We start from the raw sequence: 24868 nt of genomic DNA, 5'->3' as shown, positions 1-24868 counted from the left end.
CATGTCACTGCATCTGGTCCTGCCCGGCCTGCTCTGGCCCTCCACCACGCCGCTGCCCCCGCCCGCCACGCCCGCGCTGTCGCTGCTGCTCGGACGCGGGGTGCGCAGCCGTCGCCCGGCCGCGGCGCCCGAACATCTGCTGGCCGGCCTGTTCGGCCTGAAACCGGATGCGCCGCTGGGCGCGCTGCGCCGCGCCGGCTGCGGTGAGCCGGTGGACAGCCGCTGCTGGCTGGCGGCCGATGTCGCCCACCTGCGCTTCGCGCGCGACGCGCTCATGCTCACCGACCGGCCGGACGTGCGCCCGGACGCCGACGAAGCCGCCGCGCTCGCCGCCGCCTGGAACGCGCACTTCGCCAATATCGGCTGGCTGCATCTGCCAACCGGTGGGCACGGCCATCTGGCGCTGCTGGAGCCACTGTCGGTCAGCACCGTGCCGCCGGGTGCGGCGCTCGGGCGCAAGCTGGACGCGTCCATGCCCAGCGGCCGCGACGCCGCCCGTCTGCGCCAGTGGATGAACGAAACCCAGATGCTGTTCCACGCCCACCCGGTCAATACCGCGCGCGAAGAAGCCGGCCGGCCGACGCTGAACACGCTGTGGTTCTGGGGCGCCGGCACGCTGCCGGTGCAGGCCGCCCTGCCCTGCATGCAGCTGTGGGCGGACGATGCGCTGGCCCACGGTCTGGCGCACGCCGCCGGCGTGCGCGCGGCGCCCTTGCCAGAGCGCCGCGACATCGCGCTGCAGGAAGGCAATCTGGTGCTGCTGCAGGACGCGCTGGCCCCGGCGCTCTACCTGGATGCCGAAGCCTGGCTGCAGGCGGTGCAGACGCTGGAGCGCGACTGGATCGCGCCGGCGCTGCAGGCGCTGAAGCGCGGCGACGTACAGTCGGTGACCGTCACGCTGAGCGGCGACGAAGGTATTCTGGCCTGCACCACCGAAAAGCGTGATCTGTGGAAGATCTGGCGCCGCCCGCTCGCGCCGGCCTGCTGAAGCCCCATCGCGGCGGGGTCGCTCCCGGCCCCTTGAACCTTGAATCCTGAAGCTGCATCCATGACCTGCATCGTCAATCGCCCCATCCCGCCCCGCAGCCATGCCCAGCTGGAACAGCAGGGCGTGCACCCGCTGCTGGCGCGGCTGTACGCCTCGCGCGGCGTGCAGGACCGCAGCCAGATCGACTATTCGCTGAAGGCCCTGCTGCCGCCGGACACGCTGACCGGCGCCAACGATGCGGCACAGATGCTGGCCGACGCGATCGAAGCCGACGCACGCCTGCTCATCGTGGCCGACTACGACTGCGACGGCGCCACCGCCTGCGCCATCGGCATCCGCGCGCTGCGGGCGATGGGCGCCAACGTGAGCTATCTGGTGCCGAACCGCTTCGAGTACGGCTACGGGCTGACGCCGGAAATCGTGGATCTCGCGGCACACGCCGAGCCGGACATCATCATCACCGTGGACAACGGCATCGCCAGCGTCGAGGGCGTGGCACGTGCCAACGAACTGGGCATGTCGGTGCTGGTGACCGACCACCACCTGCCGGGCGACGAACTGCCGCTGGCCGACGTGATCGTGAACCCGAACCAGCCGGGCTGCGGCTTCACCAGCAAGTCCATCGCCGGCTGCGGCGTCATGTTCTACGTCATGCTGACGCTGCGCGCCGAACTGCGCCGGCGCGGCGCCTTCGCCGGCCGCGAGGAACCGAATCTGGGCAGCCTGCTCGACCTGGTGGCGCTCGGCACCGTGGCCGACGTGGTGAAGCTCGATCACAACAACCGGGTGCTGGTCACCCAGGGCATGCAGCGCATCCGCTCCGGCAAGCTCACGCCCGGCCTGCGCGCGCTGTTCGCCGCCGCCGGCCGCGAACCGGAGCGCGCCACCTCCTTCGACCTCGGTTTCGCCATCGGCCCGCGGCTGAATGCCGCCGGCCGGCTGTCCGACATGTCGCTGGGCATCGAATGCCTGATCACCGACGACTTCGCGCGCGCGCTGTCGCTGGCGCAGCAGCTGGACGCGATGAACCGCGAACGGCGGGAGATCGAACAGGGCATGCAGGAAGAGGCGGAAGCGCAGCTGGCGACGATAGACATCGGCGAATCGAAGTCGCTGGCGCTGTTCCACCCGGACTGGCACCAGGGCGTGATCGGCATCGTCGCCTCGCGCATCAAGGAGCGCGCGCACCGGCCCACCATCGCCTTCGCGCGCGGCAACGAAGGGGAGATCAAGGGCTCCGGCCGCTCGATTCCCGGCCTGCACCTGCGCGACGCACTCGATCTGGTGTCCAAGCGCGAACCCGGCCTCATCCTGCGCTTCGGCGGCCACGCGATGGCGGCCGGCCTGACCGTGCCGGAGCGGGCGTTCGAGCGCTTCCGCGACGCCTTCGAACAGGCGGTGACGGACATGGTGGAACCTTCGGCGCTCACCCGCACCATAGAGACCGACGGCGCACTGGAAGCGTCGCTGATGAACCTGCACGCTGCCGTCCTGATGGAAGCGGAAACCTGGGGCCAGGGCTTTCCGCCACCGGTGTTCGCCGACTGTTTCGAAGTGCGCAACCAGCGCCTGTTGAAGGACAAGCACCTGAAGCTGTCGCTCGCGAAGGACGGTAACGTGTTCGACGCAATCTGGTTCAACCGTGCCGAGCCGCTGCCGCCGCGGGTGAACGCCGCCTACCGGCTGGACATCAACGAATACCAGGGCGTGCGCCGGGTGCAGCTGATGGTTGAGCACGCCGAGCCGGCCTGAAGACGCCTTGGATCTTGAATATTGAATCCTGTTGCGTCAGCGCAGCGGACGGCCCAGCCGTTGAGGCCTGCAGACCGAACAGGAATGGAAAGGACAACCCGTGTCGCATGACCGCTTCTTCCGCCGCGAAATGAGCCGCCGAGATTTCCTGTGGCTGTCCGGCATCGCCGGTGCCGCCGTCACGCTGCCGCAGCTGTCCGGCTGCGCCACCGATCCGATCACCGGCCAGCAGGTGCTGGTCGGCATGTCGGAGCAGGACGAGATCGGCGTCGACCGCAAGCATTCGCCGCAGCAGTTCTCGGCCGACTACGGCGCAGTGCAGGATCCGGAACTGAACCGCTATGTAAACGAGGTCGAGCGCTCGCTGGCGAAGAACACCCACCGCCCGGACGTGCCCTACAACGCACGCGTCGTGAACGCCAACTACATCAACGCCTACACCTTTCCCGGCGGCAGCATGGCCTGTACCCGCGGCATCCTGCTGGACATGGACAGCGAAGATGAGCTCGCCGCGCTGCTCGGCCACGAAACCGGCCACGTCAATGCGCGCCACAGCGCCAAGCAGGCCGGCCGCGGCATGATTGCCCAGGCCGGCGCGATGGCGGTGAATGTGGCGGTGGCGATGTCGGACTACCGCGGCGCAGCACCGCTCGCCAACATCGCCAGCCAGGTCGGCGCCAGCGCGCTGCTGGCCGGCTATTCGCGCAACGATGAGCGACAGGCCGACGCGCTGGGCCTGGATTACATGACGCGCGCCGGCTACAACCCGGACGGCATGGTGAACCTGATGGACATGCTGCGCAGCCAGCACAAGGAAAAGCCCAGCCTGCTGCAGACCATGTTCTCGTCGCACCCGATGTCGGACGAGCGCTACGACACCGCGCAGCGCGAGGCGACCGACGCCTACGGCAGCTATCGCGGCAAGGCGCTGTCACACGAGCGCTACATGGACCACACCGCCGGCCTGCGCCGCATCGCGCCTTCGATCAAGGCGCAGCAGGAAGGCGAATCGCTGATGGCGAAAAAGTCGCTGGACGAAGCGGAAACCCGCTTCGACAAGGCACTGAAGGTGGCGCCGGACGACTACTGCGGCAATGTGCTGATGGGCAAGTGTCTGCTGGCACAGAAGGAATACGCCAGCGCCGACCGGCACTTCTCGCGCGCCACCGAAATCTATCCCGGCGAAGGCCAGGCGATGTACCAGCGCGGCGTATCGAAGCTGGCGCTCGGCCGCGGGCCAGAAGCGCTGGCCGCCTTCAATGCCTACGACCAGGTGCTGCCGGGCAACGCCACCACGCTGTTCCTGAAGGGCGTGGCCTACGAAACCATGCAGGACAAGCGCGCGGCCAGCCAGCACTATGCCGCCTACATCCGCAGCGGTCAGAAGGACGCCCAGGCCCAGTTCGCCTTCCAGCGTCTGCAGGCCTGGGGCATGGTGAAGTAAACCGCTGAGCGGAAAAGTCTTCTTTTACCCATCTGTCACGCTGCACTGCGGATTGTGGCGGACTGCGGGCGAGGTTAGCATCGCGATGCTTCGTGCTGTGCCGGGTACGGGCAACCGTCCGTGCCGGGCCGTGCAAAGCATCCACCACCACGAGGAGGCTTACATCCATGTCTGACCAGAACAATACGCAGTCGGCCCGTCGCAAGTTCCTGGCCAAGGCTGCGGGCACCGCTGCCGGCACTGCCGCCATCGCCTTCCCCAGCATTTCCGTCGCCCAGTCCCCGATCACGCTGCGCTTCCAGTCCACCTGGCCGGCGAAAGACATCTTCCACGAGTTCGCGCAGGACTACGCCAAGCTGGTCAATGAAATGTCCGGCGGCCGCCTGAAGATCGACGTGCTGCCCGCCGGTTCGGTGGTGAAGGCCTTCGACCTGCTGGACGCGGTGAACAAGGGCACGCTGGATGGCGGCCACGGCGTGATCGCCTACTGGTACGGCAAGAACTCGGCGCTGGCACTGTGGGGCTCCGGCCCGGCTTTCGGCATGGATGGCAACATGGTGCTGGCCTGGCACGAATTCGGCGGCGGCAAGGCGCTGCTGGACGAGATCTACAAGAGCCTGAACATGGACGTCGTGTCCTACATGTACGGCCCGATGCCGACCCAGCCGCTGGGCTGGTTCAAGAAGCCGGTCACCAAGGCCGAGGACATGAAGGGCCTGAAGTACCGCACGGTCGGCCTGTCGATCGATGTGTTCACCGAACTGGGCGTGTCGGTGAACGCGCTGCCCGGCGGCGAAATCGTGCCGGCGATGGACCGCGGCCTGCTCGATGCGGCCGAATTCAACAACGCCGCCTCGGACCAGGTGCTCGGCTTCCCTGACGTGTCCAAGGTGTGCATGCTGCAGAGCTTCCACCAGGCGTCGGAACAGTTCGAAATCCTGTTCAACAAGAAGCGTCTGGAGTCGCTGCCGGCCGATCTGCGTTCCATCATCGCCAATGCGGTGCCCGGCGCTTCGGCCGAAATGTCGTGGAAAGCGATCGACCGCTACTCCACCGCCTACCAGGAAATGCAGGAAAAGCAGGGCGTGAAGTTCTACAAGACGCCGGACGCCATCCTGAAGGCGCAGCTGGCCGCCTGGGACAAGGTGACCGAGAAGAAGGCCGCCGAGAACCCGATGTTCAAGAAAGTGCTGGAATCGCAGCGCGCCTTCGCCAAGCGCACCGCGAAGTGGCAGAACGACACCACGGTGAATTACCGCATGGCCTACGAGCACTTCTTCTCGAAGAAGGGCTGAGGCCAGCGCTGTTGCAAACGAGCCGGCGTCTCCAAAAGGGACGCCGGCTTTTTTGACTCCAACCGAATAGGACGGACACCGACAAGTGTCCGCAGACTGCCATGCAAAAACTGCTGCTCGGCGTTGACCGTTTCAATACCTGGGTCGGCCACGCCTTCGCGTGGACCATCGTCGTGCTGACGCTGATCATCACCTGGGAAGTGTTCTCCCGCTATGCGCTGAACACGCCGCACGCCTGGGTGTTCGACGCCACCTACATGCTGTACGGAACCCTGTTCATGATGGCCGGCGCCTACACGCTGGCCACCGCCGGCCATGTGCGCGGCGACGTGCTGTACGGCTTCTTCGAGCCACGCACCCAGGCCATCCTCGACCTCATCCTGTATTTCGTGTTCTTCATTCCGGGCGTGCTGGCGCTGTGCTGGGCCGGCTGGGATTTCTTCAACGATTCGCTGGCCATCCGCGAACACTCGTCGGTGACGTCCGACGGGCCGCCGATCTACCCGTTCAAATTCATCATCCCGCTGTCCGGTGCCGCGCTGATGCTGCAGGGCGTGGTGGAAATCCTGCGCTGCATCGTCTGCATCCAGCACGGTGAATGGCCGTCCCGCACCCAGGACGTCGAGGAAGTCGACGTCGACAAGCTGCGCCACATGGTGCATGCCGACCAGCCCGAGGGCGCCACTGCCGGGAGCACCCAGAAATGAAGAAGGAACTCCGTTTCGGCTTCGGCCTGATGGCGATCATCATCGTCGCCACGGCCGTCCTGATGCCGTCGCCGTCCGAATGGACAGGCGGCCATCTCGGTCTGCTCATGCTGGCACTGGTGGTGGTGGCCATCATGCTGGGCTTTCCGACCGCCTTCACGCTGATGGGCATGGGCGTGCTGTTCTCCTGGCTGGCCTACCGGATGCAGAACCCGGACATCGCCACCCAGCAGACGCTGGACCTGATGGTGCAGCGCGCCTTCTCGGTCATGACCAACGATGTGCTGATCTCGATCCCGCTGTTCGTGTTCATGGGCTATCTGGTCGAGCGCGCCAACCTGATCGAGAAACTGTTCAAGAGCCTGCATCTGGCGATGGCCCGCATACCGGGTTCGCTGGCGGTGGCCACGCTGGTCACCTGCGCCATCTTCGCCACCGCCACCGGCATCGTCGGTGCGGTGGTGACGCTGATGGGCCTGCTGGCGCTGCCGGCCATGCTGCGCTCGGGCTACGACGTGCGGCTGTCGGCCGGCGTGATCACCGCGGGTGGCTGCCTGGGCATCCTGATCCCGCCCTCGGTCATGCTCATCGTGTATGGCGCCACCGCCGGCGTATCGGTGGTGAAGCTCTACGCGGGCGCCTTCTTCCCGGGTCTGATGCTGGCCGGCCTGTACATGCTGTACGTGATCATCGTGGCCAAGCTGAAGCCGGAAATGGCGCCGCCGCTGCCCGAGTCCGAACGCCATGTCGAATTGCCCGCTGCGGCGAAGGAAGTGTCAGTCCGCTATGGCCGCAAGGCGGTGCCGGCGCTGCTGGCCGCGCTGAAGGGGCCGCGCGGCAACGCCGGCACCGGTACGCTGCTGGGCCAGCTGGGCATCGCGCTGCTGCCGCTCATCGTCGCCGCCTTCGCGCTGTCGTCGATACACAGCTCGCTGACCGCGCCCAAGGCGGTCGAGGAACTGCCGGCCGGCATCGAATCCTTCGACAGTGGCATGAGCACCAGCGATCTGGCCGAACCGCCGGCAGATGACGGTGGTCTGGCTGAACCGCCGGCCGAAGGTGGTCTGCAGGAGCCGCCCAGGGAAGGGGGCGACCTGGCCGAGCCGCCGGGTGCCGCGCCGGTCGCGAAGGAGGCTGCGCCCCCGGCGGCCGAACCCGCTGCTGCGGCTACCCCCGCAGCCAGTGCGGAGGCAACGCCGGCACCCAAGGGCTTCTGGGTTGCGGTGGGCGTGATCGTGGCACTGCTGGCGGTGTTCTACGGCCTGCTGAGCTTCGAGCGGCTGGAAATCTTCAAGATGCTGCTGGCGTCCTTCTTCCCGCTGGCCATCCTGATCCTGGCGGTGCTGGGCACCATCGTGTTCGGTCTGGCCACGCCGACCGAGGCGGCGGCAATCGGCGCCTTCGGTGGCGCGCTGCTGGCGGCGGCCTACGGCCAGCTCAGCATGAGCGTGATCAAGGAGTCGGTGTTCCTGACCGCCAAGACCTCGGCCATGGTGTGCTGGCTGTTCGTGGGCAGCGCCATCTTCTCGGCGGCGTTCGCGCTGCTGGGCGGACAGGAGCTGGTGGAAAAGTTCGTGCTGTCGATGGATCTGACGCCGATCCAGTTCATGATCCTCGCGCAGTTCATCATCTTCGTGCTGGGCTGGCCGCTGGAGTGGACCGAAATCATCGTCATCTTCATGCCGATCTTCATTCCGCTGCTGGCGCACTTCAACATCGATCCGCTGTTCTTCGGCCTGCTCGTGGCGCTGAACCTGCAGACCGCCTTCCTGTCGCCGCCGGTCGCGATGTCGGCGTTCTATCTGAAGGGCGTGGCGCCGTCGCATGTGACGCTGAACCAGATCTTCGCCGGCATGATGCCTTTCATGGGCATACAGGTGATCGCGCTGATCCTGCTCTATCTGTTCCCGGGCATCGGCATGTGGCTGCCCAACTATCTGTACAACTGAGCAAGCCGGTACAGATGGCTCTGACTGCGGCGCTCCGGCGCCGCAGTTTTTTTGTACCGCCGCGTAGAATCCTTTTGATGCTCTCCCCCGAACAGACCCGCCTGCTGATCAGGCTGCGCTGGACCGCCTTCTGCCTGCTCGCGGCCGCTTACGTGCTGGTGTTCTTCCACCGCACCGCCCCGGCCGCCATCGCCACCGAACTGGCGCGCGATTTCAACGTCGGCCCGACTTCGCTCGGCGCGCTGGCCTCGACCTATTTCTGGATCTACATGGTGATGCAGATCCCGACCGGAGTGCTGGCTGACACGTTGGGGCCGCGCCGCATCGTGGCACTGGGCAGCGTGGTGGCCGGCATCGGCTCCCTCGTGTTCGCGCAGGCGGACAGCCTCGGCGTGGCCATGGCCGGCCGCACCCTGGTCGGGCTGGGCGTGTCTTTCCCCTTCATCGCGCTGCTCAAGATCAACGCCGCCTGGTTTCCGGAAAACCGCTTCGCCACGCTGAACGGCGTCACCATGTTCATCGGCAATCTCGGTGCGGCCAGTGCGGCGCTGCCGCTGGCCTGGGTGGTCACGCTGGTGTCCTGGCGCACGGTGTTCGTGGCGCTCGGCCTGCTGTCCATGCTGCTGGCGCTGTTCACCTGGCTGCGCGTGCGCGACCGGCCGGAAGACGCAGGCCTGCCCACCATGCGCGAACTGGATGGCAAGCCGGCGCACCCGCCGCTGCCGGTCGGCGACTGGCGGGCCGGCCTGAAACAGGTGGCGGCCAACCCGGCCAGCTGGCCCGGGCTGTTCGTGAATGCCGGCATCGCCGGCAGCCTGTTCTCGTTCGGCGGTCTTTGGGGCGTGCCCTACCTGATGGCCGCACACGGCATGACGCGGGCGGTGGCGGCCCAGCACACCTCGCTCATGCTGGTGGTGTTCGCCTGCAGCTGCCTGTTCATCGGCCGGCTGTCCGACCACCTGCGCCGGCGCAAGGCGGTCATGCTGAGCTATGCCGCGATCTATGTGGCGAGCTGGCTGCCCTTCGCGCTGGCCGACGCCCCGCTGCCGCCAGCGGTCACGTACGGCGTCTGCGCGCTGATCGGCCTGTCGGCCGCTGCCTTCTCGCTCACCTGGGCCTGTGCCAAGGAAGTGAATCCGCCGGCGCTGTCCGGCATGGCCACCAGTCTGGTCAATGCCGGCTGCTTTCTCGGTGCGGCGCTGCTGCAGCCGCTGGTCGGCTGGGTGATAGAGCGCAATTCGCCGTCGGTTGCGGCCGCGACTGCCGGTGCGGTCACCAACGGACTGAAGGTGCTGGCCGCCGCAGCGCTGATCGGCTTCATCGCCGCCTGTTTCGTGCGAGAAACCCGCGGCCGCAACCTGACGGAATTACACGGATGAATGCGCTGATCGGACTGATGGTGCAGGTGATGCTGCCGCTGTCGCTGCTGGTGGCGGCCGGCGGCTGGTGGGCCGCACGCATGGGCGAAGGGCGCGACGCCGACGTGCTGCGCGCACAGCTGAACCGGTTGGTGCTGTACGTGTTCTACCCGGCCATCCTGTTCGCGGTCGCGGCCAGCACGCCGATCAGCCTGGACCTGCTCACGGTGCCCCTGCTGGTCGGCCTCGGTACGCTGGCCAATGGCGCCCTGCTCTATGTGCTGCTGTGGAAGACCCGGCTCGGCGCCGGCCTGCACGACACCACGCGGGCGGCGCTGATGCTCGGCGGCATGTTCGGGAACACCTTCAACGTCGGCGCACCGGTGCTGGAATTCTTCTTCGGCAATGGCGCGATGCGCTACGCCATCTTCAACGACATGTTCATGACCATGCCCTTCGTGTGGACGCTGGGCGTGTGGATCGCCACCCGCCTGGGTTCGCACGCCGAGGGTGAGCGGCCGGACGTGCTGCGCACCGTGCTGATGATGCCGCCGATCTGGGCCTTCGTGCTCGGGCTTGCGGCGCAATACACCGGGCTGGCCTACCCGCCGCTGGTGCAGGCGGCGCGCTTCATCGGCCAGGCGGCGATTCCGGTCATTATCTTCGTTCTGGGCATGACGATTCCGTGGCGCAGGCTGGTGCCGCGCACCGAAATACTGGTCGCCTCCACGGTCAAGCTGCTGGTAGCACCGCTGCTGATCTGGGGACTGGTGCTGGCGGTGTCCGACGCGCCGAACGAGGCGCAGCGCGCCTCGCTGGTCGAATGCGCGACGCCCACCTTCATGACCTCGCTGCTGCTGGCTGAGCGCTTCAAGATCGACGGAGCGGCCTCGGCGCTGCTGATCGGCTGGAGCACGCTGCTGTTCTGGCTGTCACTGCCCCTGCTGCTGGGACTCGGTGTGTTCGGCTGAGGCGGTCGGGGGCGCTGCGCGTTCAATGACGGCGGTGGCGAGCCGCCGTCCCAGCGCGAGCCCGTCCTCGTTGTCGTGGCGGAAGTGGATGCCGCCATAGAGCCGTGACATCGCCGCCTGTTCGGCCTGGGCATCGAACACCGCAGCACGGTCGGGCAGATAGTGGCCCAGCACGCGTGCGGCCGCCCCGCTTGTGGCGGCATGGCCCGACACATAGCCGGGAAACGGCGGCGTCAGGATGGCCGGCTTGAGTTCGACGCCCAGCAACTGCCGGGCCGCGGTAATCGGACGCACGGTCCAGTAGCGGTACTTCACCGCCCAGGTCACGATGAACGCGTCAGCCATGGCCATGTTCAGATCAGCGAACATGTCCAGTGTGCGGCGGGCATCGACAGCACCGCGACCGGCCAGTGCATCAAGGGCAATCTGGTTCCAGTGACCCGGGGGCGTGACCGAACCGTGGCCATCCACCCAGAATTTGGCAATCGCAAGCTGTTCCGGCGTCAACGCGCGCTGCACGTCGATCACCTCCTGCAGATCCTTCAGATAGGCCGGTGACCCGTAACGCGGCGGCACCGGCCTGATCGCGTCATGATCAACCGGCATCCAGGTGCGCCAAAGCGGCGCGAAAGGCTCCGAAGGCGGAAAGTAGAAGTACGGTGGCGTCGGCTCCCAGCTGCCCGGGCCGTAATAGCGCTCCTCTCCGTACCACTGCAGGCGCACCCCGTTCCACCCGTGCTGGGCACCATCCGAATCGCCGTGGGCGACCAGCTGCCGGCCGATCTCGTAGCCGAGCGAAAGCGCCCGAGCGCTCGCGTCGTCAGGCCTGTCGCGCGCATGCCCCCGATAGCGGGCGGCCAGTTCGAACACGATGCGATCGAAGGACCGTTCTTCGGCATTGAACAGATAGCCGAGCACATGCGCTGCCGCCATCGACTGTGCCAGCGCGACATCATGGCCGCAGGTCTTTGCCGCCAGTGCGGCATCGCGCATGGCCACATGCATGAGCGCCAGCCCGCGCGCGGCACGCGTCGGCGACACCTTGTGCTTGACGTGCATGGAAAGCTGCAGCCGCGTCCACGCCAGCCCTGGCGGTTCGGAGGCCCATGACTTCACCATGCCGGCCGCTTCGACACCGGCCTTCTCCCAATCGTGGAACACGGAGGCGGGCAGCAGGCTGCGCACCTCATGCGCGTGGGCCAGTGTTTCACACTCGCCACGCGCGACCCGGGTGTCCTCCAGATTTCGCGCCGCGGCAGCATCGCTCAGCACCAGGGCTGCCATGACCAGCAGGCTGCCGACCAGACGGCTGCGGAGGGGGTAGGCAAGCATCATTCCTTCTCCACGGCCGGCAGCAGCGCCTCGCGGCGGAGGGTGCGCGCCAGCGCGTATGCATCGCGATGATCGTCGTCCTGCTGAGCGGGATCGGCACCGTGCTCGATCAGCAGCCTGACCGCGGCGGCCTGATTGCCGAATATCGCCTGATGCAGCGCCGGGCACGCCGGCTGACCGGCCGATACCGACGCACCTGCCTTCAGCAGCCTGCGCATGATGTCGACATGCCCGCGCCAGCTCGCGGCGGCCAGTGGGCTGCAGCCCGCGTCATCGAGCGCATTGACGTGCGCCCCGGCCGCGATCAGCTGTTCGACGATGCCCGCCTGCGCCTGCGCCACCGCACCGTGCAGCGCGCGCAGTTGTCGCCCCGGCAGCGGATCGTCGGCCGGCACACCGGCGCGCAGCAACTGCTTCACGATATGGGCGTCCCCGATGCCGGCGTACTGGACAAGTGCCGCACGGGTAGCCGGTACACGCGCGGCTTCGAGCGCACGCAGGGCGCCGTCCCTGCCCTCGTCCGCTGCTGCCGTGCCGGAGATCAGCACCAGCGCGAAGCCGGCTGCGCAGGCGCTCAGCGTGGATTCACTGGACATGGCCGTTCTCCTCCGCAACACGGCTGCCCGCCCAGGTTCTGACATGCCGGGCCACTTCGTCCGGGCTCAGCCCCAGCCCGGCACGCCGCGCGGCGATGCGACCGTCCGGATGCAGCGCGATGCGCGCCGGCACGCCGGTCAGACCCAGCGTGCCGAGCAAGGCCGGACTGTGCGCACGCAGCCAGCTCACCTCGCCCAGACGGGCGTAGGACAGCCGCAGCGCATCGAACTGTTCGGCCGTACCGAGCACCAGCACCACCACGTTGCTGCCAAAGCGCTCGTTCTTCGAACCCAGCGCGTCGAGAAAACGGCGGGCGCTCGGCAGGCCACCATCGACCACGACCAGCATCCAGCGTCCGCTCACGCCCGCTGCGTCCACCGTGACCGGCGAGGCATCGGTGTCCATCGCCTCGAACACGGGCAGGTAGGGGTCTGCCGCGGGCGCCACGGACGACCACGCCAGTGCGGCAACGAGTGCGACGGGAAGCAGGAACTTGCGCATGACGTCCTTACGGGATGATGAAATTGAGTATCGCACTGCGTTCGCTGCCGATGCCCCTGAACATGTCCGGGTCGGTGCCGCCGGTCAGCGACAGCGCCTGCGCCCGTGCCGCCTCGGCATCGCCGGCAGTGCGCTGGACGGCGAAATGCATCAGCCCGATGGTGGCGCCGGCCGGAATGCTGACTGACCAGGTGGTCGACATGCTGTCGCCGCTCAGCGTGGTCACCGGCAAGCGCGTTGCGGTGGTGCCTGCGAACACGTGAGCCAGTGCCGGATCGCTGCTCCATGAGCCGTCCGTGGTCACGGCATAGCGCTGGGCCGTATCGACAGGGCTGACGATGACGCTCGTGGCACCGTCGGAACCGAGATTGGACGACAGCGTGACACTGACCGTGGCATCGACCGCCCCGCGGTTGGTAACGAGTTCGATGTAGCGCGCATAGCGGCCGGCCGCCGGCACATACAGACGACGCACCACATCGAAGCTCCCCATGCGGGCCGGGCCGAGCAACAGTTCGCGTCCCGCGGTGCGAAGGCTGGCCAGGGTGATGCACGGGAAGCTGCTGCCGCCCACTTGCAGCGCGTAGGCGGTGTCGTAGGCATCCGTCCGGCCGTTGTATCCGCCGTCACCGAGGGTGCCGCTGCAGCCGAAGTCGTAGCGCGAGGTGTCCGGCGAATCGAAGACGTAGCCCATATTCACCATCTGGCTCACCACCAGGTTCAGCGTTGCCGAGCCGGCCACGAGCTGTTCCAGCGTCGCCTGGCCGACATAGCCGCTGCCGTTGACCTGCAGCCGGATCGAACCCAGCGGCAACATGTCGAACCGGTAACGGCCCTGAACGTCGGCGAGGGCCGACACCTGGAATTCGCCGAACGGACCGACTGCAGGCCCGACCGCGCTCACCGCCACCTCGGGCAGCGGCTCGCCCGATTCGAGCTGCACCTGTCCGCTCAGCGCGAACACGTCCGGCTCGTTCAGCACTACATCAGCCACCTGCCCTTCGCTGCGCAGCACGGCGGTTCCGGTCGCCACCAGACCGTTTGCCGGATTGCGCGCATGGAGGGTCAGTTCGCCTACAGCCATGCGCGGCGCGACGAAGCGGCCGTCAGCGTCAGTGCTTTCGAAGCGGTCGAAGGGCAACGCGCTGGAGCGCAGATGCACCTCGGCACCGATGACCGGCGCACCGCTGCGATCGAGCACGATGCCGCGCACGGTGCCGCTGGCCGGCAGCACCAGATCGCGTGTCTGCACCACGGATGCATCCGGGAAGCTGCCGCTCGCCTCGCCACGCAGGCCGTAACTGTCCTCGAAACCCAGTCGCCAGTTACCCGCCGGCATGCCGATCAGCCGGTACAGCGCATTGTCGTCCGACTGGGTGCTGACATAGGCGCCACCGGCGTCGCCCAGCACCGCCTCGATGAATACCGAAGGTGCAGGCGTGCCGTCGGCATAGCGCGTCACACCCTTGAATACCGACGCCAGAATGTTCACCGTCACCGGCGCCTGATCGACGATTTCAAAGGTCGCGCTGCCGTACTGCGTACTGACGACATACAGCCCGTCAGCCAGCCCCGAGAAGCGAACGCCGTTTTCGCACACCTCGCTGGCGTAGTCGTTACCAACCGGCAGTTCGACCGCCTGCGCTGCGGCCAGCCCCACTTCGCCGCCGCCTCCCGAACCGTTCAGCGAGAAATTGCACAGTGCATCGATGGGCAGGCCATCGGCGGCGCGCACGCTGACGGTGGCATGCGCCGACGGCAGGGTCAGCGCGAGGTCCTGGGTCAGTTCCTGCATGTCGGTGGCGAGCAGTACGGTCTGCACGGTCGAGAACAGGTTGCCGCGCAGCCAGTATTCCACCTGCAGCCGCAGCGGACGACCGACCGGAAGATTGTCGAAGCGGAAGCGCCCTTCGCCGTCGGTACCCGCACCCACGGCAGTTTCCCAGCCCCGCAGATCATCGTAGATGTAGTAGGCAGACACCCAGGCACCCGCAATCGGTACGCCACCGGTAGAGCGCAGCACACCGCTGACGGCGCCACGACCGACCAGCGTCAGATCGACCGTGGTCGGGCTGTCAGACGACAGGGTGACCGTGCGCTGGGTACTGACCGCGTTGTAAGGATCCTGTACCGCGAACACCAGGGCCTCGCCGGCCGGCAGCACGATGCCGCTGTAGCGACCGTCGAAGTCGGTCGAGAAGCCGGTCAGGTAGGCGCGGTCGGCAGCGCGGAACACCTCCACCCACGCCGACATCAGGTGAGGCATGCCACTCGCGGTCAGGATGCGGCCGGACACCTGTGCCCCCTGCAGATGCAGCGTGACCGGCCGGGTTTCACCATCCTGCGGCTGCAGCTGGCGGGTCACCGCGATCAGGCCGCTGTTCGGATGCTGGGCACGCACCGAAACCGTATCGCCGTAGGTGGTCAGCGTGAAGGTCTGGCTGGGCGAGGTACCGCCCGCGAAAACGACCGGCCCCTCGCTGCGGCTGCCCAGTGCGTCGGTCACCGTGAGGTAGAGCGAGGCCGGCACCGGCAGCGAGGTGCCCACCGTCACCTGCACGTCCAGACGCGCCTGCGCCTGAAGTCGCAGCGCATGGCTGCGGATCTGTCCCGCTTCGCCCAGCTGGGCACGCTCGCTGATGAGCACGCGCACGGCGTCGCTGCTCAGCACCTTCAGCTCGTACTCGGCCAGCGGTACCGCCGGGAAACTGAACTGACCGATGCTGTCGGTCAGCGTACGCACCCGCAGCAGCCCGTCGCCGGTCTGCAACTCGACCGGCTGACCGACCGCAGGCGTGACACCGTCGGCACGCACCAGCGTGCCGCGCACGACGCCGCCTCCGACATAGGCAGCCGGCGTGACCGGCTCGCCATTGACGCGCACCTGCAGACGGTAGCCACCCAGATAGCTGCTGTTCGCGCCCCAGTTGTACACCACGACCGGATGGCTGCCGGCAACCGTCACCGGCACCGCGAGCAGATTGTTCCGGTCGTTGTACTGCAGGAAGCTGTTGCGCTGGTCATAGCCGTAGCCACGGGCGAGCAGCGACTTGTCGCCGGCATACACCTCGGCACCGACGATGTAGGCGGAGGGCGTTTCGCCGACCGGTGCCCCGTTGATGTTCACCGACACCACGTCGCCTGCCTGTGCCGGTACCGAGAACAGCTGGCGCTCGCCGGCGAAGCCGAGCACGCCGAGGCGATCCTGCACCGCGGTGATGGCCAGCGTGCGCTCCAGCGTCTGGCCGTCATCCGCGGCCGACAGTACGCCGCGCAATTCGGCGCTGCGGCCCTGCGGCGTCCGCACGCTCACCGTGTAGGCGCCATCGCGCAGCGTGCCGATGAGCACACGGCCGGAACCATCGGTCACGCCGGAATAGCAGTCGGTGCAGCCGGCCATCGTGATGCGCACCGTCGCGCCCTGGAGTGGCGCATTGCCCGCATCGGCATCGACCACGGTGACACGCATCGCCGCAAGCGGCGGCAGCACGGTGGCAAGGTTCTGCGTTTCGTTGTTCGCAGCCAGCACGCCATCGATCACCCGCGCAGTCGAAGAATCCGACGGGTGGCGAACGTTCAGGGAATAGGCACCCACCGGCGTCGGCACCGACAGGCGGCCCTGGCCGTCCGTGCGGCCTACATAGCGGCTGCTGATATTGCCTGCCGGCGCGCTGAGATAGACATTGGCGCTCGCCGCGGCCACACCACGGGCGTAATTCACCTGCAGGGCCAGCGCACCGACACCGGTCAGGGTCACGTTCTGGCTGCTGACCTGGTTGCTGGAGATCGCTACTTCGATCACGGTGGTGCCGCCGGTGCGGCTGTCGGTCGCGGTCAGGCGATAGCGACCGACCGGCAAGGCGCTGAAGGTGTACCGCCCCAGCGAATCGGTCGTGGTGGTGCGGATGATGGAGCGCGGCACATCGATCGAGTCGACACGCATCGCACCGCTCACGCTGGCCTCACCGTTTGCGGACACGACGGTGCCGGTCAGCGAACCGGTGGCTTCGATCTGCAGATCGGTCACGGTCACTTCACCGACCGTGACGGCGACGTCGCTGCGACGGCCGATCAGACCGGTGCCCTGATTGTGCGGCACGCTGGCGTCCAGCACGTAGCGGCCGGCCGGCATGCCGGGCAGCAGATAGCTGCCGTCATTGGCGATGGACACCGACACCGTTCCGCGGCCGCTGGGCACGGTCGTCCGCAGCGAACCGCCACCGACGCCATAGTCGGACGGACCGGTCACGGTACCGGTCAGCACGCCGCTGGGGAACACGACATCCAGCGTGGCGATGCCGGTCTGGGCATCCGGCGTGGCAACGACCGTCGGTGCGGCAATGCCGGTGACCGGATGGCCGGTGCCATAGCCCCATGAGCAGTTCCTGTCGACCGCCTTCGCTTCGACCTCGAAGCCGGCCGGCAGCGCCACCGATCCGGAATCCTGCATGCGACCGGCCAGCGACCACGCTCCCGCGGCGTCCGCCCTGAGCGCAGCGACCCCGGTCGATTCGAACTCGCAGTCCGAACTGTTGAAGCGCACCGGCAGCCAGCTGCGGCCGAACAGCGGGTGCCGGCTGCGCAGCTGCACGCTTCCCTGTGCCACGGTGGTGCGGCGGTCGCCTTCGAGCACCCGTCCGCTGACCGATCCGAGCAGCGAAGGCAGTGCTGCCACGGTGCTCACCCCGTCAGCCGGCAGCGTGAAGTTGGCAATTGATGCGCGTTCGGCATCGGTCAGCGACTGCAGTGCCTCCGGCGGCAGCGCACTCAGGCGCTCGGCGGCGGCGCGCGCCGAGGCGCGGCCGATCTGCGGCGCGGTGAAGTGCATCAGCGTTACACGCCCACCGGCCGGCACCGTGATACGGCTCCATCCGGCCTCGATCCGGTTCGGTCCGGATATGACGTGGCTCAGGCGGTCAGGCGTGCCGCGACTGCGGTCACCCAGCACGAAGGCGGTCGCCGGTTCGGAGGTCGAGATGAACGGATCGGCATCGGTCGTGTCATCGATCACCACCCAGGCGTCGCCACCGGCATCGACCACGGCGTCGCCGCTCGAACTGTCGACCACACGCATCGAGCTGTCGCTGAAACCGCTGCGCAGGCTCACCTCCACGGTCACCGCATCGGCGCCCGGGTTGTCGAAGGTATCGAGGTAACGGGCGAAATAGGCGCCGCGCGGCACGAACACCCTGCGGCTCACGTTCAGCCCCGACAGCGGAGCGAGCTGGGTGATGGCGTACTGGCGCTTGCCGGCCTCCAGGAAGGCCGAGCCATCGCCGACGAAGCGCTCGCCATTGACGAACAGCAGCACGCCGCCCGGCAGGCTGGTGTTGCCGCCCGAGAACATGCTGTAGGAGCCGCGCCAGCCGTTGGCGATCTGTCCACCGTCATCGATGTCGTACTTGAAGTTGTTGGCATCCCACAGCGTGGAAGGCAGCGGAATGCGGTTATCGGCCAGCACCAGCGACAGGTTGCTGTCCTGGCCGTCGCTGCCGAGCAGGAGGTCGGCATCGGCGTAGCGCGAGGTCGCCGCGTCCTCGGCGGACACCGAGTAGCTCGCCACCGGTACGCCGTTGAAGCGGAAATCGCCCAGGCTGTTGGTGGTGGCCGAGCGCGACCACACGACACCGTCGGTACGACGCAGCACCACACGGACGCCAGCGGCCCGCGTACTGCCATCCGGCCGCAGCACGGTGCCGCTGACCGAACCGGCTGCCGGCAGAGACAGGCTGATCGTTTCGGCGGCACCATCGCCCGGCAGCGTCACGCTGGCGGTCTGCGTCAGCGCGGTGTTGTCCGGGTGGCGCGCCTCGACGGTGAGTACCACACCGGCCGGCACCGAGAACTGCACCGAGCCGCTGCCATTGGTGGTGCCGCTGTTCAGGTTGTACACATAGACCGATGCGCCCGGTGCGGCGACACCGCGCGCGAAATTGACCTGCACGGTCAAAGTGCCGATGCCGCTCAGCGTCAGGTCGCTCACCGCCTGGGTGTCCGCCACGACGCTGACCGATGCCGACGCGGACAGCCCGGCGCTGCTGGTGGCGCGCAAGGCATGCGCGCCCAGACGCACGTCGGTGAAGCGATAGCGTCCGCCGGTATCGGTGGTGGTCGAACGGTAGGGGTAGTAGCAGCAGATGTAGTCAGGATCGAGCTGCACGGTCACGCCCACCGCCGGATCGCCGTTGGCGGCGCGGACGATGCCGGTGACCTCGCCGGTCGCCTCCAGCGTGATGTCGGCCACCGTCGTTTCCGCGGCCGGCACCGACGCCGGACCGCCTGCGCTGCCGGTCACCGGCTGCCCCTGCGGATGGCTGAGCGAGGCCTGCGGCAGGTAACTGCCCGGTATCAGCCCGGTGTACAGATAGGCACCATCGCTGCCGATCGACGTGCTGAGGGTGGACACACTGCCGGACGGATGGCGGTAGGAAATGCTCACGCTGCCGGAAGTCACCAGCGCACCGCCGGCACGCCGCACCGTGCCCTTGAGCAGGCCGGTATTGACGAACGCCACATCGCTGACGCGCACCGGCTGCCCGGCGTCGAAGCCGGCGGTGATGACAGGGCTGGTTTCGTAGGTGGACGGATGGGTGGCGTACAGCCGGAAGCGGTCCTGCGGAATGGCACGCACCGACGCGGTGCCGAAACCGGCCGAAGCCAGCGTATAGCTGCCGTCATTGGCCGAGTTCGCGCTGTAGGTACGCGTGTAATAGGGCGATTCGCTCTTGAAGGTGAGCGTCGCGCCCGGCAACGGGGTGCTGCTGTCGCCGGCATAGACCACGCCGCGCACGGTGCTGCCCTCGACCGGCGGCAGCGCTTCCTGCGTGCTCAGACCGTCGGCCGGCACCCGGAAATTGCGGATGATGGCGCGCTCTTCGGCCGTAAGGCCGTCCAGCGCCTCGGGGGGCAGGGCCAGCAGGCGCTGCGCCGATGCGCGCGCCGGAATGCGGCCGGTCTGCTGCACCGTGAAGTGCATGAAGGCCGCACTCGCGCCGGGCTGCAAGGTCACCGACTGCCATTCGACCGACAGCCGCGCCACGGTATTGAGTGCGGTCGTGCCACCGGCTCCGGCCGCGGTTTCACCGCCTTCGCCATCAAACACCCAGGCGACCGACGGATTGCCGCCATCGGTGAAGGGGTCGGCATCGGCATTGTCGTCCGCCACCACCCAGCGGTCGGCACCGGCGCCGGAGCCGACGGTGAAGACCGGGTCGTTGCTGGAACTGTCGACCACGCGCGCGCCCACACGGCCGGCCGCGATATGGCTGCTCACGCGTACGGCCACGGTGACCGGCGCGGCGGTGCGGTTCTCGAGCACTTCGAGGTAGCGCGCGAAATAGCCATGCTTCGGCACATAGACGCGACGGCTCACGTTGAGGCCGGAAGCGGAATGCAGTTCGTCGACCTCGAGCAGCTGGCCGTCCTGGGTCAGGCGGCCGACCGAGCCGTCGCCATTCAGGAAAGGCACGCCGACGCCGCCGACCACCAGTTCGAGCAGTGCGGCACGGCGTGCCGCGCTGCCGTCGCCGTCGAACACCGAATTGTCGCCGCGGGCGATGCTGCCATCGCCCTGCAGGTCGAACAGGAAGCCGTTCGCGTCGTAGCGGTTGAGCGGCAGATTGACCGCGCTGTCCACCATGTTCAGATCGACCTGCACCGCGTCCTGGTCGAAGCGCACCGTGCCGCTGTCCTGCGCCTGCAGACGGCCATCACCGCTGCGCGCGCGCAGCGTGAAACTGCCGGCGGGCACGTCAGTAAAGCGATAGCTGCCGTCGGACTGCGAATAGGCGTCCCAGCTTCCGCCATAGGTCGGATCCGGATTGGACAGCGTCACGCGGATATTGCCGACCGGGGCCGAACCCTGGGCGTTGAGCGTACGTCCGCTCACGCTGCCCACGCCCAGCAGCGCAAGGTCGCGCACCACGGCTTCGCCATCGGCGCTCACACGCAGATCGGCGCGCGCACGCACCCGGCCATTCACCCGTGCCGTCACGCGGTAGTCGATGCCGACTTCCAGCTGTTCGAAGGTGTAGCGACCATCGGTGCCGGTGGTGAATACCCGGTTCTCGCTCGAACCGCTGACACGCGTCAGGCGCACCTCCACAGCGGACTGCGGCGCGGCGGACAGGCCCTGAGTCACCACGCCGGCAACCGAACCGGTCTCCTTGCGGCTCATGCCGATCACGACATCCGCATCGCGCCCGTGGGTCAGCGTGGCCTGCGCGCTGCCACTGATGCGTTCGATGCCGCTGCCGCGCGAGGCGATGACCTCGAAATCACCGTTGAACACCCGCGCAAAGCGCACGCGGCCTTCGCCGTCGGTGACCGCGGTCTGGCTGCCACCGAAGGCGCTGGCGCTGTTCAGGGTGACCGATGCACCGGCCACCGGTGCGCCAGCGCTGTCCTGCGCCAGCACATTCACGTTGCCCAGACCCAGCATGCGGATGCGCACGGTGCGCACTTCGTTCAGCGCGGAAATGCGCGATACCGCCTGCCCCTTGTCGCCATCGGCCGGCTGGGTCGCCAGCAGGGTGAAATCACCCAGCGGCACCGCCGGAATGTCGAACCCGCCGGAGCCGTCGGCAGTCACCGTGATGGCGGTGCGGCCATTGAGCTGCAGCTCCACCATCGCGGCGGCGGCCGGCGTCACGCCGTCAGCGCGCACCACGCTGCCGCTGATGCGGCCGGTCGCCGCGAGCGTGACGTTGGCGCTCACCGTTTCGCCGTCGCCGGACAGGCGTGCGCTGGCAAAGCCGGCCAGATCAGTAGACGGATTGCGGGCGTACACCGTGAAGTCGCCGACAAACTGCGGGCTGGCGCGGTAGCGGCCGCCGGCATCGGTCTGCACCGTGATGCTGCCGCCGAACAGACCGGAACGGGTGATCTGCACCGGCACGTTGGCCTGCGGCACGCCGGACGGATCGCGCACCACGCCCTCGATGCTGCCCTGGCCAAGGAACACGACGTTGGCCGTGACCGGCGCACCAGCCACCACTGTGGTCAGCACGACGCTGGTGCGCCCCCGGTTTCCGCTGCCGTCGCTCGCCTCTATCGTGTAGCTGCCGGCCGCTGCGATGGGCAGGCCGAACTGGCCCTGCGCGTCGGTGGTCGCGCTGCGGTTGCCCGGTGACAGGGTGACCGTAACGCCGGCACCGACCGGCGTGCGGCCGTCGCGCCCGAACACGGTACCGACGATGCCGCTCGAAGCGAGCTGCAGATTGAGCGTGACCTCGGCACCATCGGACGGCACATTGCCGCCGGCATTCGCGGTCTCGCCCTGACTGCCGACCGCGGTGATGCCGAAGGCGCCGACCGGCACGCCATCGATCGCATATGCACCGTTCGTGTCAGTGCGGGCGACATAGCTCAGTCGGCTGCCGACCAGCGACTGTATCGTCACCTGGGCATCGGCCACCGTCGCGCCGCCAGCGCGGGTGATGCTGCCGCGCACCCGGCCGGTCGGCCCGAACACGACATTGCGCACAACCACCTGCCCGCCCTGGTTCAGCACGACGCCGGTTTCCCGGCCGCGCAGCCGGCCGTCCAGCATGGCGTCCAGCGCGTAAGGACCATCGGACAGCGGCAGCGAATCGAAGCGGAAGGCCCCGCCGTCGACCGTGACCGTCTGGGTCACGATACCGCGGGTCGCCGACACCAGGCGGACCTGTACCCCGGCCTGCGACGTGGTGCCGTCAGACGCCAGCACCACGCCGGCGATGCTGGCCACTGGCTGCAGACGCAAGGTCAGCGGCAAGGCCCCACCGGCGGCGATCTGTCCGTTGGCGGTGCCAACCAGTCCGGTGGACGGATCTGTGGTGGACACGCTCAGGAAGCCGGTCGGCACGCGCTCGAACACGACCACACCGGACGCGCTGCTGCGCACGGTGCGAATGTCGCGCGTGGCACCGAGGCTGGTCAGCGTGACCGGCGCATTGCCCACTGCGCTGCCGCTGCCATCGAGCACGGTCACGGTGACCACGCCCTGGCCATTCATGCGCACATCGATGCGCGCGTCCTCGCCCTGGCTCTGCAGCGTGCCAAACGCCTGACCGTGATCGCCGGTCACCGGGTCTACCACCGACACCGTGAAACTGCCTGCACTCACGTCGGGAATCCGGTAGTCGCCGTTGCTGTCGGTGCGTACGGTGGCCAGCGTTTCTCGCGGCTGATTGCGGGTGACCGACACTTCGGCGCCCGCGAGCGGGGTCGCGCCGTTGGCCTGAAGCACGCGGCCGACCAGGCGCCCACGCGGGCCGAGCTGCAGTACGGTGCTGCCCTGCACCCCGTCATTCTGACCGGCCATTACCACGCGCGCGGCGGAGCCGGTTGCGAACTGCGCCATCACGGTCACGCGACCGCCGTCATCCACTGTTGCGATCAGCGGATTGCTCGACGTGAACAGGGTGCCGCGCGTTTTGCCGGTCAGGTCTACCTGACGGCCATCGCGCAGTACGCCCAGCGCGGACAGCTGGGTGGTTTCCCCGCCGCCCAGCCGCGGCTGGGCGGCCGTGATGCCCAGGGCAACCGGCACCGGTGTGGCCGGACGCCATGTGATCTCGCCGGTGTAGACCGCGGTCGAACCGAATTCGGGATAGGCCAGTTCGGTTTCGCCCACCGTGCCGTCGGAGCAGGTGACCCGTACGCGGAAGGGCGGAGCGGGAATCTGCGGCGCGTTTGGTCCGATGGCCGCAGCGGCCCCCGGCAGGTTGTACAGCGTGAACGAGAAATCAGCCTGCAGCGGCGCGTTGCGGTTGAGCGCCGACACGGTGCACGAAGCATCGGCGGACGGCGGTGCCGCATACGCCTGCAGCATCAAGAACAGCGCCAGCGCGACGACGGCAAACGCTGATGCGGCCAGTCTCCGGGCCGGCCCGGAGATCCGTCGCAACGCGTCCGATACCGATGGGAAACGCGCTTGAGCGGGTATCTGACTCGACGTAGAAGTCATCGGTTTCCATCCACGAGGGCATCGGGTGCGACCTGGACACGGCCATTCGGCGCGTTCCAGTTCAACAGCAGCGGGCTGCGTGCAAGCGCCTGCGTAAGCTTCCAGGCGCCGTCCTCCTGCTCGAACGCCACCGTGTCCTTCACCACGATCTGTCCGGAAGCGCCGTCGCGCAGGCGATAGGCGAGCAGCACGTAGCGACCGAAATCGACCCGCGTTTCCACCACGGCCTCCCGGCCCGCGAGCACCTTGGTCCAGCGCTCGACGGCTGCTGCGCGCGCGGCATCACCCGCCAGCTGCCTGGCGGCAAGTTGATGGCGTGCGGAGGCAGTCCAGGTCGAGAGGAAGGCGTCGACGTCGCCACTGCGCATCGCCGCGAAATGCCGCTGCAGAGTGGCCAGCGGATCGACGTCAGCCGAAGGCTTCAGTGCGCCGAGCGACAGTGGCGGATCGAAATCGGTCTGCTTGAACGGGTACACGGTTTCCACGGTCAGCGTGCGGAATCGCTCCGTACCGCCCTCGCCCGCATGAGCGGACAGATTGCAGGCGGCCAGGCATCCCAGGAACATCCATGTACTTGTCTTCATCGCTGCATCTTCCGATCACTGAAACGCGCACCGGCTCCGAGCACTAACGAAGCCGCCAACATCATCAAGGGGAGCCCGAAGCGCTCACCCCAGTCGATGTAATCTCCATCCAGGCGCAGCGCGCCTGTTCCCAGCCGGGGCCGGATGAACACGAAGGTCTGCCCTGTCGGGCAGGCCTCGCTCCATGACTTCCAGGTCGGCACACGGACCGTCGCACCGCCTCCGCTGCCCGCCAGTTCCGCCTCCAGCACCATGCGAACGGTCTGCGTGGAGGGCAAGCCCGGCTGAGGCGCACTCGACACCCTGACTTCCGGGTGGCATGCGATGACCTGCCCCGGCACGCGCTCGACCCAGAACAGGTCGAGCACCTGCAGGGCGGTCATTGCGAGGGTGCCGGCCATCAGTGCCAGCGCGATCGGTTTCAGTCGATCCAGCATGTGCA

At 67.8% G+C, this 24868-nt stretch carries 14 protein-coding genes; 8 read left to right on the top strand and 6 right to left on the bottom strand.

Annotated elements, in window-relative coordinates; genetic code table 11:
• Window position 1: 1 nt before the first annotated feature.
• From METUNV2_RS0104060 to METUNV2_RS0104025, 8 genes are all read left to right on the top strand, one after another.
• On the top strand, window positions 2-988 hold the full coding sequence (locus tag METUNV2_RS0104060; protein ID WP_018228228.1) for a hypothetical protein: 987 nt from the start codon (window positions 2-4) through the stop codon (window positions 986-988).
• Between the two features lie 60 nt (window positions 989-1048).
• The gene (gene recJ / locus METUNV2_RS0104055; RefSeq protein WP_018228227.1) at window positions 1049-2740 is read left to right on the top strand and encodes a single-stranded-DNA-specific exonuclease RecJ; all 1692 of its coding nucleotides are present in this window, start codon (window positions 1049-1051) and stop codon (window positions 2738-2740) included.
• Between the two features lie 100 nt (window positions 2741-2840).
• On the top strand, window positions 2841-4184 hold the full coding sequence (locus METUNV2_RS0104050) for a M48 family metalloprotease (protein ID WP_018228226.1): 1344 nt from the start codon (window positions 2841-2843) through the stop codon (window positions 4182-4184).
• A gap of 167 nt (window positions 4185-4351) precedes the next feature.
• A complete protein-coding gene (locus METUNV2_RS0104045) occupies window positions 4352-5479 on the top strand; it encodes a TRAP transporter substrate-binding protein (protein WP_018228225.1) in 1128 nt (375 codons plus the stop codon).
• Between the two features lie 101 nt (window positions 5480-5580).
• A complete protein-coding gene (locus tag METUNV2_RS0104040; RefSeq protein WP_018228224.1) occupies window positions 5581-6186 on the top strand; it encodes a TRAP transporter small permease subunit in 606 nt (201 codons plus the stop codon).
• Window positions 6183-8135, top strand: a complete 1953-nt coding sequence (locus METUNV2_RS0104035) for a TRAP transporter large permease (protein ID WP_018228223.1) — start codon at window positions 6183-6185, stop codon at window positions 8133-8135. The genes METUNV2_RS0104040 and METUNV2_RS0104035 overlap by 4 nt, the downstream gene beginning before the upstream one ends.
• Window positions 8136-8212: 77 nt before the next feature.
• Window positions 8213-9514 carry an MFS transporter gene (locus tag METUNV2_RS0104030; protein ID WP_018228222.1) on the top strand — a complete coding sequence of 434 codons (1302 nt, stop codon included), beginning with the start codon at window positions 8213-8215 and terminating at the stop codon, window positions 9512-9514.
• A complete protein-coding gene (locus METUNV2_RS0104025; protein ID WP_018228221.1) occupies window positions 9511-10464 on the top strand; it encodes an AEC family transporter in 954 nt (317 codons plus the stop codon). Before METUNV2_RS0104030 ends, METUNV2_RS0104025 begins: the two co-directional genes overlap by 4 nt.
• Here METUNV2_RS0104025 and METUNV2_RS0104020 read toward each other — a convergent pair.
• From METUNV2_RS0104020 to METUNV2_RS0103995, 6 genes are all read right to left on the bottom strand, one after another.
• Complete coding sequence (locus METUNV2_RS0104020) at window positions 10426-11796, bottom strand: vanadium-dependent haloperoxidase (protein WP_018228220.1); 1371 nt, start codon at window positions 11794-11796, stop codon at window positions 10426-10428. The genes METUNV2_RS0104025 and METUNV2_RS0104020 overlap by 39 nt on opposite strands.
• Complete coding sequence (locus tag METUNV2_RS0104015; RefSeq protein WP_018228219.1) at window positions 11796-12392, bottom strand: ankyrin repeat domain-containing protein; 597 nt, start codon at window positions 12390-12392, stop codon at window positions 11796-11798. The genes METUNV2_RS0104020 and METUNV2_RS0104015 overlap by 1 nt, the downstream gene beginning before the upstream one ends.
• On the bottom strand, window positions 12382-12894 hold the full coding sequence (locus tag METUNV2_RS0104010) for a hypothetical protein (RefSeq protein ID WP_018228218.1): 513 nt from the start codon (window positions 12892-12894) through the stop codon (window positions 12382-12384). The genes METUNV2_RS0104015 and METUNV2_RS0104010 overlap by 11 nt, the downstream gene beginning before the upstream one ends.
• Window positions 12895-12901: 7 nt before the next feature.
• Window positions 12902-23707 carry a carboxypeptidase-like regulatory domain-containing protein gene (locus METUNV2_RS0104005; protein WP_018228217.1) on the bottom strand — a complete coding sequence of 3602 codons (10806 nt, stop codon included), beginning with the start codon at window positions 23705-23707 and terminating at the stop codon, window positions 12902-12904.
• Between the two features lie 131 nt (window positions 23708-23838).
• Window positions 23839-24327, bottom strand: coding sequence for a hypothetical protein (locus METUNV2_RS0104000; protein ID WP_157281307.1), 489 nt, complete (start codon window positions 24325-24327; stop codon window positions 23839-23841).
• Window positions 24328-24422: 95 nt separating this feature from the next.
• Window positions 24423-24863 carry a hypothetical protein gene (locus tag METUNV2_RS0103995; protein WP_018228215.1) on the bottom strand — a complete coding sequence of 147 codons (441 nt, stop codon included), beginning with the start codon at window positions 24861-24863 and terminating at the stop codon, window positions 24423-24425.
• Between the last annotated feature and the right edge of the window lie 5 nt (window positions 24864-24868).

The organism is Methyloversatilis universalis EHg5 (assembly GCF_000378945.1).
Lineage (GTDB): Bacteria > Pseudomonadota > Gammaproteobacteria > Burkholderiales > Rhodocyclaceae > Methyloversatilis > Methyloversatilis universalis_A.
This window is presented reverse-complemented; position numbering and strand designations above follow the sequence as displayed.